General features: G+C 38.0%; 14 protein-coding genes, 1 tRNA gene and 2 pseudogenes. 11 read left to right on the top strand and 6 right to left on the bottom strand.

All coding sequences use genetic code 11. The features are described 5' to 3' along the window. The first annotated feature begins 107 nt into the window (after positions 1–107). Together tnpA and J5A74_03955 are read left to right on the top strand one after the other, a co-directional pair. Entirely contained in the window at positions 108–506 is a 399-nt protein-coding gene (gene tnpA, locus J5A74_03960; protein QUI96472.1) for an IS200/IS605 family transposase, read from the top strand. A gap of 23 nt (positions 507–529) precedes the next feature. Beyond that, positions 530–1,468: pseudogene (locus J5A74_03955) on the top strand (transposase). 98 nt (positions 1,469–1,566) lie between these two features. Here J5A74_03955 and J5A74_03950 read toward each other — a convergent pair. Next, a complete protein-coding gene (locus J5A74_03950) occupies positions 1,567–2,841 on the bottom strand; it encodes an IS110 family transposase (protein QUI96471.1) in 1,275 nt (424 codons plus the stop codon). Positions 2,842–3,128: 287 nt separating this feature from the next. Between J5A74_03950 and J5A74_03945 the strand changes: the two are divergent. From J5A74_03945 to J5A74_03925, 5 genes and pseudogenes are all read left to right on the top strand, one after another. Then, positions 3,129–3,293 (top strand): annotated as a pseudogene (locus tag J5A74_03945) (transposase). Between the two features lie 397 nt (positions 3,294–3,690). Continuing rightward, positions 3,691–3,762: transfer RNA gene (locus J5A74_03940), tRNA-Arg, on the top strand. Between the two features lie 20 nt (positions 3,763–3,782). Beyond that, complete coding sequence (locus J5A74_03935; GenBank protein ID QUI96470.1) at positions 3,783–4,274, top strand: hypothetical protein; 492 nt, start codon at positions 3,783–3,785, stop codon at positions 4,272–4,274. A gap of 173 nt (positions 4,275–4,447) precedes the next feature. Beyond that, a complete protein-coding gene (locus J5A74_03930; protein QUI96469.1) occupies positions 4,448–4,762 on the top strand; it encodes a helix-turn-helix transcriptional regulator in 315 nt (104 codons plus the stop codon). An 11-nt stretch (positions 4,763–4,773) separates the two neighbouring features. After that, positions 4,774–6,141, top strand: coding sequence for an ImmA/IrrE family metallo-endopeptidase (locus J5A74_03925; protein QUI96468.1), 1,368 nt, complete (start codon positions 4,774–4,776; stop codon positions 6,139–6,141). A 657-nt stretch (positions 6,142–6,798) separates the two neighbouring features. Here the strand turns inward: J5A74_03925 and J5A74_03920 are convergent. After that, complete coding sequence (locus J5A74_03920) at positions 6,799–7,974, bottom strand: IS110 family transposase (protein ID QUI96467.1); 1,176 nt, start codon at positions 7,972–7,974, stop codon at positions 6,799–6,801. Between the two features lie 301 nt (positions 7,975–8,275). On the opposite strand from J5A74_03920, the gene J5A74_03915 reads away from it, so the two are divergent. After that, on the top strand, positions 8,276–8,617 hold the full coding sequence (locus J5A74_03915) for an arsenate reductase family protein (protein ID QUI96466.1): 342 nt from the start codon (positions 8,276–8,278) through the stop codon (positions 8,615–8,617). 46 nt (positions 8,618–8,663) lie between these two features. Here the strand turns inward: J5A74_03915 and J5A74_03910 are convergent, their stop codons facing one another. After that, positions 8,664–9,449, bottom strand: coding sequence for a mechanosensitive ion channel (locus J5A74_03910; GenBank protein ID QUI96465.1), 786 nt, complete (start codon positions 9,447–9,449; stop codon positions 8,664–8,666). A 123-nt stretch (positions 9,450–9,572) separates the two neighbouring features. Between J5A74_03910 and J5A74_03905 the strand changes: the two genes are divergently transcribed. Then, positions 9,573–9,998, top strand: coding sequence for a DNA-binding protein (locus J5A74_03905; protein QUI96464.1), 426 nt, complete (start codon positions 9,573–9,575; stop codon positions 9,996–9,998). Positions 9,999–10,052: 54 nt separating this feature from the next. On the opposite strand, the gene J5A74_03900 is transcribed toward J5A74_03905, so the two are convergent. The 3 genes from J5A74_03900 to J5A74_03890 are packed head-to-tail and all read right to left on the bottom strand — an operon-like array spanning position 10,053 to position 12,794. Continuing rightward, positions 10,053–10,850 carry an ABC transporter ATP-binding protein gene (locus J5A74_03900; protein QUI96463.1) on the bottom strand — a complete coding sequence of 266 codons (798 nt, stop codon included), beginning with the start codon at positions 10,848–10,850 and terminating at the stop codon, positions 10,053–10,055. Beyond that, complete coding sequence (locus J5A74_03895) at positions 10,851–11,765, bottom strand: ABC transporter permease (GenBank protein ID QUI96462.1); 915 nt, start codon at positions 11,763–11,765, stop codon at positions 10,851–10,853. Between the two features lie 21 nt (positions 11,766–11,786). Continuing rightward, positions 11,787–12,794 carry an ABC transporter substrate-binding protein gene (locus J5A74_03890; GenBank protein ID QUI96461.1) on the bottom strand — a complete coding sequence of 336 codons (1,008 nt, stop codon included), beginning with the start codon at positions 12,792–12,794 and terminating at the stop codon, positions 11,787–11,789. Between the two features lie 260 nt (positions 12,795–13,054). On the opposite strand from J5A74_03890, the gene queD reads away from it, so the two are divergent. Further along, on the top strand, positions 13,055–13,474 hold the full coding sequence (gene queD, locus J5A74_03885; protein QUI96460.1) for a 6-carboxytetrahydropterin synthase QueD: 420 nt from the start codon (positions 13,055–13,057) through the stop codon (positions 13,472–13,474). 10 nt (positions 13,475–13,484) lie between these two features. Further along, positions 13,485–14,144, top strand: a complete 660-nt coding sequence (gene queE, locus J5A74_03880; GenBank protein ID QUI96459.1) for a putative 7-carboxy-7-deazaguanine synthase QueE — start codon at positions 13,485–13,487, stop codon at positions 14,142–14,144.

Below are 14,144 nucleotides of genomic sequence, written 5' to 3'. Positions count from 1 at the left end.
TTTTCCAAATCAACTACTCTTGAAATAATGCTACCGCAATCCCACTAGCTTTAGATGGTGGGTTAAGGTAGCAAAAAATAGATATTTGTGATACAATAACTAGCGTTATGGGAGTATGGAAATTAAAGAATAGACACAAATATTTATTACAATATCATATTATTTTTGTATGTAAGTATAGAAAAAAGCTTTTAGTATCAAAAGAAATATCAGATTATATAAAACAATTTTCTTATGAGATATGCACAAAGAGTAATATAATCATAAAATATATGGAAACAGACAAAGACCATATACACTATATGATAAAAACTGAGCCTACAATATCCATAAGTAAAGTGGTTAATCTAATTAAGAGCTATACAACATATCATATATGGAAAAAGCATACAGAATATCTTAAGAATCATTTTTGGAAAGAACATACATTTTGGACGGATGGATATTTTGCTTGTAGCGTAGGCAATGTTTCTGAAGAAATGTTAAAGCAATATATAGAAAATTAAGGGTAGAAAGGCGGGTAAGCTTAATGTTAAAGGCATATAGATATCGGATTTATCCAAACAAAGAGCAAGAAATACAGTTAGCAAAGACATTTGGCTGTTGTCGTTTTGTATATAATCAAACCCTTGCGTACAGAAAAGATGCTTATGAAAAAGAAAAAAAGTCTGTCAGTAAAACAGATTGTAATAATTATTGCAATAGAGAGCTGAAAAAAGCTTATGAATGGCTAAAAGAAGTAGATAAATTTGCTTTAACAAATGCAATTTATAATATGGATAGTGCTTATCAAAAGTTTTTCAAAGAACATGCAGGTTATCCAAAGTTTAAGAGTAAGCACAGTAATCGTAAATCATATACAACCAATTTTACAAATGGGAATATAACTGTAGATTTTGATAGAGGAAGAATAAAGCTGCCAAAATTAAAAAGGGTAAAAATAAAATTACATAGAAAATTTTCAGGTCGGATAAAAACAGTAACTATATCTAAGGTACCAAGCGGCAAGTACTATGTGTCTGTTCTTGTAGAAACTGAACATAGTCCACTTGTAAAGACAAACGGACAAATAGGATTGGATTTAGGGATAAAAGATTTATGTATCACATCAGATGGGAAGAAATATGAAAATCCGAAGACAATTAAAAAATATGAGAAAAAGCTTACAAGATTACAAAGACAATTAGCAAATAAAACAAAGGGGAGTAGGAACTATCAGAAAAAAAGGAAACAAATAGCACTATGCCATGAGAAAATAGCTAATACAAGAAAAGATTATCTGCATAAGATTTCAAGCGAAATTATAAACGAAAACCAAGTGATAGTTTCGGAAAACTTACAGATAAAAAATATGGTGAAAAATCATAATTTAGCGAAAACTATAAGCGATGTATCGTGGTATGAGCTGACAAGACAACTGGAATATAAGTCAAAATGGAATGGTAGAAATTATATTAAGATAGATACATAGTGTGAAAGAAAGTAGAGGTAAGCCGTAAACCGGCGCACTTAAATAAGCTGTCTTAAGTAGGCAACTTATTTGAGGATATAGATTTAGTAGATTGATCAAGAAGCTAAAGGTTCATCAGGAGGAAGCAGTCCTTCCTTTTGTAAAAGTTTTTTGGCTTGCTTGATAGCCTTAGCCTTCTGTTTTTCAGCTAAAGGTGCAGGCATATCGATTTTGTAAAGATCGCTTGGATTCCATACCTCTCCGGTAGACAGCATCCGGTAGATGGCTATAAGAATCATACGGGCAATGGCAATAACAGCTCTTTTCTTGCCACGGCGTTTAACAAGGGATTCATATTTCGTTTTGTAGTAAGGAGACTTGTCAGATTTCACGGCTGCATGAGCACACTGTACTAATGCAGGTTTGAGGTAGACACCGGCACGTGTAATACGGACAGATTTCTTCTTACCGGCAGATTCATTGTTGCCGGGGGTAAGACCTGCCCAACAACATAAGCGTTTAGAATTACAAAACTGAGACATATCAATACCAATTTCGGAGATGATAGTAATTGCACTATCACGTTTGACACCCGGAATGGTAGTTAGTAACCGAATAGCTTTATCATAATCAGGATCGGAAGAAATCAAAGATTCAATCTGTTTATCTATATCATTGATTTCAGCTGTGATATAATCCATATGTGCGCGAATTAGGCGCATACGATATTTCTGGGCATCAGTCATCTGATATCCTTCGATAGATTCAATCACAGCGTCTTCTTTGGATTTGAGGCTCTTAAGAAGTTTTGAAGAGATTTCTTCATGGTTAATCGTAGTACCTGATTGTTCAAGCAGATAATCGATAATGGATGAGGATGACTTCCCAAAGATATCGGATACAACAGAATCTAATGCGATATTACAAACAGTAAGAGCATTCTGATATCTATTCTTTTCACTTGAACGGCAAGAAACAAGCTTGTAACGATATCTTGTGTATTCTCTAAGAATACGGATCAACCTACAAGGAATGTAGCTGCTTTTCACAAGTCCCAGTCGGAATAAGTCTCCAATCCATTTAGAATCTTTGGTATCGTCCTTGTTACCCTTAACAGCTTTAACCCATTTGGGATTAGCAATGGTAACGTTGATTTGATCTTCGAGAAGATTAAAGACAGGAACCCAGTATTTACCTGTGGATTCCATACAGACATCATGGCATTCATTTTTAAGAAGCCACGATTTAAAGTCTAAAATAGAATTGTTGAAGGTAGAGAATCGCTTCTTTTGATAAGAAGGTTCAATACCGGCGGTAGTTTTGATGATTGTGGCAACAAGAAAAGATTTGTGAACATCGACACCACAACAGGTTTGATAAGTAACTTTCATAGTGTAACTCCTTTCGCAAAAGATAAGAAGCCATTGACTGAACTGCCACACAATAAAACAAAGAGCTTTAACAATTCTTAGTGTACGGATTCATGATACCACTTATTTGTGCTTGAAAAGACAGAACTTACACTGATTTTTATGCTGTCTAAAACAGAGAAAGTTTTTACAACTTTACCTCCCGTGCTTTGTAGTATAGCTTCTTGTTATATATTTTAAATCACAGAGTTGAGATGTAAAACACTTTCATTACTATTTGTGCCGCGGCTTGCCCGCGGAATGGAGATTTTTATGCAAGTAGCCAGCTATGTTTTAGTTGTGGATATAAAAATACAAATGTAAAAGATCTAAAAGTAAGAGATTGGATGTGTCCTTTCTGCAATACAAAACACGATAGAGATATCAATGCAGCAAAAAATATATTGGCAGAAGGATTAAGACAAGTAGTATAAGAAAAAACAATAGGGCAGGGACTGCCCGAATTAACGCCTGTGGAGATAGTAGGTTGCGAGGTCAGCGAAGCAGGAAGCCCATAGGCTTTAGACTATGGGTAGTTCACAATAGACTGCCAATCACAGCATACAATTTTTTACTTTTCAAAAAATTTAAATTGTGCTATACTTTACCAGTGTGTTTCTGTAGCTCAGCAGGATAGAGCGTTCGCCTCCTAAGGTAGAACCATGGCGGAACCCTTTTGAAGAAAAAGGGTAGCGTTTGAGAGTCACTGAGGAAGCGAAATCTAAAAAATCAGAAGAGATAAGAAAAAGATAATTCATCACGAAAGTGTTAGAGTTATAAATGATGGCAGCCAGAGCCAAAGGGTCGAAAAAGCCTGGAAATACGGCATTTGTCTCCTTAGTTAAATGGATATAACGGGGTCCTCCTAAGACTCTATTGTAGGTTCGATTCCTATAGGAGACGCTTATTTTAAGCAGTAATGATTGAAAAAGTCATTGCTGCTTTTTTGTATCTTGGGTGGAAATTTCCACCCGAAGAAAAAACATGAGATCTGGGATGCCGAAACTTTGATCCAGGCAATCGAAGCGTGTGATGAAAAGTGGCTGGAAGCAGCATTTCACCTAGCATTTACTGCAACTCTCCGTCTGGGAGAAATTCTGGCACTGACCTGGGATTGTACAGAAATATCAGAGGAATCTATCGAGGAGAATCGGTGCTTCATCGTCATCAATAAGATAATTGAGTGTGTCAGTGTTGAGACACTGGAAGCACTTGCTCATAAGGATGTTATTACCGTATTTCCATCTAAAAAGAAGAATAACAGAACGGTACTCATTATGAAGACAGAGACCAGCGGCATTGCCTGCTGGGTGTATGAGGAGAAATATGTACACCATAAATCGCTGCAGGAAATGCTGGCAGAACGGAAAGATGTAGATAAGTTTATTTTTGCAGTAGATAGATACATTATTTGAGCAATTCTCAGAAATAGAAGAACAGTGAAGTTAGTGAAACATGGAGATCGAGATCCATATTTTATGAGTTATATTTGATCTCGTTTGTTAAAATAAAAATGTTGGAAAATCGAACAGAATTGTTGACTTTTTTATCAAATAAATCTATTCTAATACAAAAGGAGGTAAAAGCAATGAAAAACAACATATCTGAAAAATTGAAAGATGCAAGACAGCGTTTAGGATTTTCACAGGAATATGCAGCAAACTGCCTAGGAATTGGTCGCTCAGCCATTACTCAAATTGAACTTGGAAACCGAAAGATCACATCGGATGAAATTCAAAAATTCTGCCAGCTTTATCATGTTTCAGCGGATTACCTTCTCAATCAGGAATCTTTTGAATCCAAACAGGTTGTATTTGCCCGTGGATTTGAAGAGTTAAATGAGAATGATCAGCAGGAAATCCTGAATTTGATTGCCTTCAAGAAGTCTATGGCAGGTCTTTAAGGGGGAATTTAATGCTGGATAAAGAAATACTAAATCAATATCGAAATGATGCCCAGGGACTGGCAAAGTACTTTTCAGAACAGTACTTTAAGGAGCATGAAAAGGCGTTTCCGATTAACCCTTTTCAGGTTTTAACAGACCTGGGTATTCATTTTGTATTTAGAAATTTTGATAAAATGGAAGGTCTGTTTATGCCATCCACAGCGGATATGCCAATAGATTTGGTGGCAATTAATGCGAAAAGCCCGATTACCCGACAGAGATTTTCAGCAGCGCATGAGCTGTGCCATTTTCTTAAAGATGCAGATACACAACCAACATTTATGTGTGCTATTTCATCAAATGAATATAAAGAGAAATATGCGGAGTCTTTTGCAGCTTCTTTTCTTATGCCAGAGGACGAATTACGCATTCAGATAGATAACCTCCATCCTGGTGATGATGAATTGACATTTGATGATATTCTCAAGATAGCTGATTATTTTGGTACAAGTTTTAGAGCCTGTTACTATCGAATTCGAAATTTGTTCCCATATCTGATCGCTTATTATTCAAGCAAAGAATTAAGTAAATATAAGTCAGAAACACATCGAAAGAAATTGGGATTTTCATATACAAAGCTATACGAAGGATTGTTTGACGCCTGGGAAGATATTTCACCAACGAATAGTCTTGAGTTTGCAAGGCGTTTGTTCAAAAGTAAGTATGTTTATAATGATGCCCGCCTTGAGGGTGTAAAAACCACTTATGATGCAGCATCTGAAATAATCGAGGATCTGCAAGAGAATCGCCAAGTAAGTGACTATTGCACAGAGTCCTATGACGGCTTTTGCAATGTAGCAGGACATTCTGTGATGTACGATTTTATTTTTGAGACGGCATATAATGACAGAATTGATATTTATCAATTATCAACCTTGAATAAGAAATTATTTTCCTGTTGTCCAAATCCGGAATACGGAGGATCAACAAGAAAAGATAATGTCCTTGTTTTAGGTGCAAAATTTGAGACAGTAGATTGGCGGGATGTTATGCCGGAATTGATAAAACTCAATGATACGGTGTCATTACTAGAAAGTGAATCTGGTGAGCTGAGCAGAAGCCGAATCGTTGAATTGATTGCAGATATTCACCATAGGATTACGGTTATTCATCCGTTTCCAGATGGAAATGGGCGAACAAGCAGAGGATTTATGATTAAAATGTTGATTCGCTATGGTATGCCACCATTCTATATCGATGTTGAGAGAAAAGAGGAATATTATAATGCATTAGAAATTGCCGACAAAGAGAATGATTTTAATGCATTGTATGAATATATTTTCAAAGCATTGATTAGAGCCCATGTTGAACTGGCAACCCGCCCGAAAACCATATAAGGTATCCAGTGTAAAAGCAAGAAAAAATAATGCATTTGCGGTCAATTTGTTATCGACAGTTGACTACAGGCACGATATAATAAATATAAATCTAATAAGAAAACCAAATAATCATTACTATAAAATGTTAGGTAATGGTAGTCATCATTTATAAATAGAATGCAAGCTGTTTTCTGTACCAGGACGAACTCCTAAGCGAAAGGCCAGCGGTTCGACTCCGCTCAGGAACATTAAAGACGCTACTAGTTTTTAGTCCTGTAGCGTCTTTTCTTATTTTCCTAACGAAAATGCTCCTTCATAAATTTTGAGCTCATCTGAATACTTTGAAGAGGATCACCATTTACCCAATTCTTGTGGGTTTCTAACACTACTCCCTCCACACCATTTCCTAATTTTATCTAGAATATCTTAGCCCAATTTTTAGGTATATTCAATCCCAAGGCAGATCTGTTATAATAATAGAATACAATGTGACACATCATACAGAAAGACTAACTATTAAAAGTCAAGCCCTAAAATGATATTTTTTAAATAAAGTACAGAAATGTATTTTAGATATATTCGGAATACAGTTAGAGCTCCTTGCACTTTGAAAACTGCATGACAAAAAGAGCATCATGATAGGTGCATGAAAAAGGAGTATTGAATTAGAGTTAATTAAGCTACTTTAATGTATTGCTGATTCGATTTTACAAGATGATAAATAACTCGAACCAGTTTTTTGACGGCATGAGATATTGCAACATTATAATGCTTGCCTTCAGCTCGTTTCTTGGTAAGGTACCTGGCAAATGTCGAATCCCAGTGGCAAACATACTTGGCAGCATTGTACAGAGCATATCGTAAGTATTTGGAACCTCGTTTTTCCATGTGGGAGTATGCTGAGTCAAGCTGCCCTGATTGATATGTTGATGGTGAAAATCCGGAATAAGCCAAGATTTTATCAGGAGAATCAAACCGACTGAAGTCGCCAATCTCGGCAATGATCATAGCGCCCATACGATAGTTGATACCTGGAATACTGAGAATTGGAGAATTAATTTCATCCATGATAATTTTGATTTCATTTTCGATTTCATCAATCTCAGAAGCAAGTTCCAGTATCAACTTGATGGTGTGTTTTAGTTCAAGAGATTTGGCTGGCATATTTGAGCCGATAGAAGCCCTTGCAGCTTCCCTGAAAGTTATGGCGGTATCTTTACCATATCGACCTTTAGATGCATCTGAAAGAAGATTTGTAAGTCTGGTAAGATGTGCACCAGCTACATATTTAGCCCCGGGAAATTCAGAAAGCAATGCATAAATGGATGTCATATGAAGTGTTGGTACAAGTTTTTCTAATTCAGGAAATAAGATACAGACCAGTCTTGAAACGGAAGTTTTTAGTTTGGCACGTTCTTTTACCTTATCAAAACGATAACGAGTTAATGACTTTAATTCTTCGTTGTGGTAAGATGTATCTGAGTAGGACTTCAAGTTCACATCAGACATGAGCATGTAAGCAATCGTGCGGGCATCTACTTTATCCGTTTTCGTGAGTCTAAGGCTTAGACTTTTTCTGTACAGATTTGTATGTAACGGATTGATGACATAGGTGGTCAGACCTTTATCAATGAGATAACCTAAAAGATTGTAATTATAGTGTCCGGTAGCTTCCAGTCCTACTTTTACTTTTGTTATATCTTCCATAACAGATTCTATTCTTTGGTAAAGGTCATTGAAACCATCTTGACTGTTAGAAATGGTAAAAGCTTTAAATAATACTTCTCCATTAGAGTTTGTGATAAAGCAATCATGCTTATCCTTAGCGACATCAATTCCTACATAAATCATAATAATCTCCTTTAAAATGTATTTGATACTGTTTTAGAACCACAGGGACTCCTTGCGATTGTAGCCTCGTTCTAAATAAACCGTCATGCGGTATCTAACTGATTAACAAATGAGCAAAGAGACTGTGGTTGGGGCCTTTCTAAAACCATCAAGTGGTAGGAGTAAATAACCAATCCACAGTATCTTATATATCATAGTCGAACCTACGGAAGAGGTAAAGAAAAGACTATGACTTAATAGTTATAAAGACCTTGGAGAGGGTCTCTAAAAACTACTACTATATAATACGAGGATTTTATTGATGAATATACAAATTTTTGGAACAAAAAAATGCAATGATACCAAAAAGGCCGAACGCTTTTTCAAAGAAAGAGGAATCAAGTATCAATTTATTGACATGAAAGAAAAGGGAATGAGCAAAGGCGAATTCAACAGTGTCGCTCAAGCCAATGGTGGTCTTCAAAATATGATTAACTGGAATGGCAAGGACAAGGACTTACTCGCACTCATTCAACACATCTGCGACGAGGACAAACTCGAAAAAGTATTAGAAAATCCACAGGTCATCCAAACTCCAGTTGTGCGAAATGGAAAGCAATCCACTCTCGGCTACCAACCAGAAATATGGAAAACTTGGAACTAGCTAATACTGCTGTACAAAAAAGACGCTGCCCTTTGACAGCGCCTTTTTATATCTTTTCCACACTAAATGTCTGATAGGGAATGGTAATCCCTGCCTTTAAAAATTCAGAAACCAACCTCTGGCGAACATTACTACATGCCTCAAAACTATCATTTAAATTCTTTGACCAAATCGTAAACTTAAGCAACATACCATTGGCCGTAATTGCACTCACCAAGACCTTGGTCTTTTGATTGTGCAAAATTCTTGGATCTTCATCACAAATCTTTTGAATAATCTTTCTCGCTTCTTCCACATCGGTATCATAGCCGACTTCAATCTCAATATAATTTCCCACATCCTCGACAAGGTTAGTGTTGACAATAACTGAACTGTCCGCAAGACTATTGGGCACAATATAGCTCTGTCCATCAAATTGCTCTATAAAAATATGTCGGACAGTCATATCCCTGACAATTCCCTCGGCAATCACATTTCCACCGGACATAATTTTTACCTTTTGTCCAATCTCACATGGTTTTGTCGCAGAAATAAAAAAACCCGAAATCACATTGCCAAGGGCCTGCTGGGCAGCAAAAGTGGCCACCGCAATAATCAAAGAACCACTCTGCAATAAACTAGTACTAATAGTTCTGGCAATTTCAAATTGTGACAATGCGGCATATACACCGATGACAATAATAATAAAGGTCAAAATGCTCTTAATAAACTTTTGATACAGCTTCTCTCTCCTTGCAATAAAGCGGTTAAAAAAGTGATTGACAAGCACAACAATCAATCCTGTAACTGCTAAAATCACAACAACCTGTATAATCACTGAGATATCTTTCATCTTCGTTTCTCTTTCATTTTTTGTTTTTATTATAATGCTTCAGATTTTATATGCAAGCTTTTCTACTTTTTAAATAAAATTTGTGCTATACTTCAAACAAATCATCGACTTGGAGGTTATACTATGGAATATCACAAATTTGGCAATGACTACATTGTAAGAATTGCAAAAGGTGAAGAAATTCTTGCCACCCTCTCACAACTTTGTGAAAAGGAAGAAATCAAACTTGGCACAGTCATAGGTATTGGTGCTGTAAACAAAGTTACCTTGGGTGTATTTAATTCTGTGGATAAAAAATATGAATCCACCACCTACACTGGTGACATGGAAATTTCATCCTGCACAGGAAATATTAGTACCATGGACGGAAAACCTTATCTACACATTCATATGGTTGTCGGCAATACGACAAAAAATCTTTGCTATGCAGGACATCTCAACAATGGTCTCATCAGCTTGACGGGTGAATTTTACATTCACAAAATTGATGGCTGTGTAGACCGAGAATTTTCCGAAGAAATTGGATTGAATCTATATAAGTTTAACTAACCACCTAGGGGAGAGAATCAAGACATCTCTTGAATTCTCTCCCCTAATCAAAACCTATTTTGCAAGTAGCATGCGATCATTTGAAAACTGACCGCCACTGGCTTCTTCAAATTTCTTTAATAAATCTTCTACTCGAAGTTTTTTCTTTTCTTCTCCTGACACATCATAGATAATATGTCCCTCATGCATCATAATCAAGCGATTGCCAAGAGCAATGGCATCATGCATATTGTGGGTAATCATGAGTGCAGTGAGATTTTGCTCCTTCACAAATTCCTCGGTCAAATCCAACACTTTCTTCGCTGTCTTTGGGTCCAGTGCCGCCGTGTGCTCATCGAGCAATAAAATTTTTGGCTTTACCAGTGTAGACATGAGCAGAGTGAGGGCCTGTCGCTGACCTCCAGATAAAAGTCCAACCTTTGAAGTCATTCTTGTATGAAGACCAAGGCCTAGCTTTTCTAACATCTCCTTGTAGTATTCCTTCTCCGATTGCTTCAATCCCCAGTGAAGTGTCCTCGCTCTTCCCCTTCGAAAAGCAAGTGCAAGGTTTTCCTGAATTTCAAGCCCCGCCGCTGTTCCCATCATTGGATCTTGAAACACTCTTCCAATATACTTCGCCCTCTGATGCTCTGGCATCCTTGAAATATTGACTCCATCAATCTCAATCGTCCCTGCATCTATCGGATAGACACCTGCAATCATATTGAGCATGGTCGATTTTCCAGCTCCATTTCCACCAATCACCGTCGCAAAATCCCCTGGCAAAAGATGAAGATTTAAATGTTGCAATGCCTTCTTTTCATTGACTGTGCCCTTATTAAAGGTTTTACTGACATTTTTAATCGTTAACATCTACTCTCCTCCTTCCCCAGCTGGATCATAATCCTTTTTCTGACGATATTTTTTGCTGAGCACAGGGAAGGACAATGCCACTGCAACAATAATGGCCGAGAGCACCTTCATGTAGTCAGAATCCAGTCCCATTTGCAGTACAATGGCACGAATAATAAAGTAGACTACAGATCCAATAACTGCTGCACCCAACTTTGCATAGAATGGCTTGACCCATCCAAGCAACACCTCACCAATGACAATGGCCGCAAGACCAATGACAATGGCTCCTGTACCCATATTGATATCCGCATATCCCTGACTTTGACAAACCAAAGCACCCGCAAGAGCAACTAAGCCATTGCTAATCATCAAAGCAATTAACTTCATTGTCTTTGCATTGATGCCCAGTGCTCGCACCATTGCCTCATTATTTCCCGTTGCACGGAGTGCACTGCCCATCTCTGTTCCAAAGAACCAATAAAGTAGTGCGATGATCACAATAACAATGATAATCCCAAGAACTAAGGCCACCTGTGACTTTTTCATTCCTGTCATCGAAGCCACTGCAGAAAAGATATTGCCCAACTTTGGCAGTGTAATATTGCTTCGCTTATGTGCAATACGCAAATTAATCGACCACAGAGAAATCTGTGTCAAAATTCCCGCCAAAATTGCTGGAATTTCAAATATTGTATGTAAAATTCCTGTGACAGCACCCGCAATCAATCCACCTAAAATTGCACAAATCAAAACCAATATTGGATTAATTTTTCCATCTGAAATTAAAATCGCACAAATAAATCCACCGAGTGTAAAACTTCCATCAACAGTCATATCAGGAATATCGAGTAACTTAAATGTAATATATACACCCAGTACCATAATTCCCCACAACACACCCTGGGATATTGCACCTAAAAATGCACCGAGCATTTCTTTCTTCCTTTCCTAAACCTATTTTTGAATGGATGAGACATCAATTCCAAGCTCCTTGGCCACATCTTGATTGACACTCAACTCGCACTTTTCAAGTGGAAGGTATTCGATTGGCATATCCTTTGGATTCTTCCCATCCTTTAAAATCTCCACAGCTTGTTCACCGGCCATATAACCAAGTTGATAGTAGTCAATGCCATAGGTTGCCAAAGCTCCCGCATCTACATGTCCTTTTTCTGCACCAATAATTGGAATCTTGTGCTCTGTGGCCACCATCGCAATGGTTGCCATTCCCGCTGCAATCATATTGTCAGTTGGAGTGTAAATAACATCGACCTTTCCCACCATAGATTCCACAACCGATTGAATCTCGTTTGAATTGGATACTGTATATTCTGTCGCCTCTAAGCCCTGTTCCTTCGCCGCATCCATCGCAAGCTTTGCCTGCAACTTGGAGTTTGACTCCGCAGAGCTATACAAAATTCCTACTCGCTTTGCACTAGGAAGAATTTTTTTAATAAGTTCAATTTGCTCCTTTACTGGAGTCAAATCGCTTGTACCTGTAATATTTCCGCCTGGCTTTTCATTTGATGCCACAAGTTTTGCATCTGCTGGGTCAGTTACCGCTGTCAAAACAATGGGAATATCCTCTGTCGCACCGGCTAATGCCTGAACCGCTGGTGTGGCAATGCCAAGCAATAAATCATCCTTGTCATTGACAAACTTTGTTGCAATGGTCTGGCAAGCTGACTGATCTCCACCTGCATTTTGCTGGTCGATTTGATATTTTATCCCCGACTCATCTAGTGCGGCCACAAATCCCTTATTGGCCTGATCAAGTGCTGTATGTTGCACAAGCTGTAACACCCCAATTTTATAAGTTTTGTCCCCATTTTCTGAAGCTGACTTTTCACTGGTCGCTGTCGTTTCTTTGGAAGAATTTGTGGCTGTATTTTTTCCACCACAGGCCACTAGACCAAGCACCATAGATGCTGCAATCACTGCTGCAAAGATTTTCTTTTTCATCTCTTTTCCTATTCCTTCTATAAAATTATATTTGCACATTTGCTTTTCCTATCTTACAACGCTAACTTTGTTGCGTCAATACCCTAAAGTTTTGCCTTTTCGCCAATATGTGCACTTGCCAAAATCATAACGGAATGCTATGCTAGCACTGACGACAGTTCATTTGTACCCTCCTGTCGAAAAACAAAACCGGGACTTTAACTTTGTTGTTATCGTCCCACTTGATGTGGGACGATTTTTATTTTAATTTGGAGAAGAAAATGTATTATTTAAAGACAGAACATCATTTTGATGCCGCTCACTTTCTCTATGGATATGATGGAAAGTGCAAAAATATTCACGGCCACCACTGGAGAGTGGTCGCCAAAATCAAGTGTGATGACCTGAGCACACAAAAGCAAACCCGTGGTATGCTCATTGACTTTGGCGATTTTAAAGCTGCGGTTCGCACACTCTGCGATTCCTTCGACCACGCCCTCATCTATGAGAAAGGTTCACTAAAGGAAAATACTCTGCAGGCACTTCGTGACGAAGATTTTCATTTAATTGAAATTGATTTTCGCCCAACAGCAGAAAACTTTGCTCGCTACATCTTTATGGCACTCAAGGATCAAGGGCTTCCTATGCACCGCATCGAAGTCTATGAAACTCCAACCAATTGTGCCATCTACGAGGAATAGAGGAATAGCCATGAAAGTTGTTGAAAAGTTTATCAGCATCAATGGCGAGGGACGGCGTGCTGGAGAACTTGCCGTCTTTATCCGATTTCAGGGATGTAATCTTCGCTGTAGCTACTGCGACACAATGTGGGCCAATGAAGCGGATTGCCCCTACACCGATGAAAGTACCAAAGAAATTGTAAACTTTGTACTACAAAGCCAAATAAAAAATGTCACCCTCACTGGCGGGGAACCTCTATTACAGCCAGAGATGAAAAATTTATTGATGGAATTTGCAAAGCATCCTCAGATCCGTGTGGAGATTGAGACCAATGGTGCCATTGACCTCAAGCCCTTTACTGCGACAAGTTTTCGTCCATCCTTTACCATGGACTACAAGTTGCCCTCAAGTCTCTATGAATCACAGATGCACCTAGAAAACTTTGCCCATCTCAATGACCAAGACACGGTCAAATTTGTGGCTGGCTCAAAGGCGGACTTAGATGTCGCCCTCGATATCATCCAAAAATACGACTTGACGCACCGCTGCAAAGTGTATTTCAGTCCAATCTTTGGAAAAATTGAGCCTGTAGAAATGGTCAATTTTATGATTGCCCACCAATTAAATGATGTCCGCCTACAAATCCAGATGCACAAGGTGATCTGGGATCCCGACCAGAAAGGAGTTTAA

The organism is Lachnospiraceae bacterium oral taxon 096 (assembly GCA_018141845.1).
In the GTDB taxonomy this organism is placed as follows: domain Bacteria; phylum Bacillota; class Clostridia; order Lachnospirales; family Lachnospiraceae; genus F0428.
The sequence above is the reverse complement of the archived record's forward strand: the minus strand, read 5'-3'. Positions and strand labels throughout refer to the sequence as shown.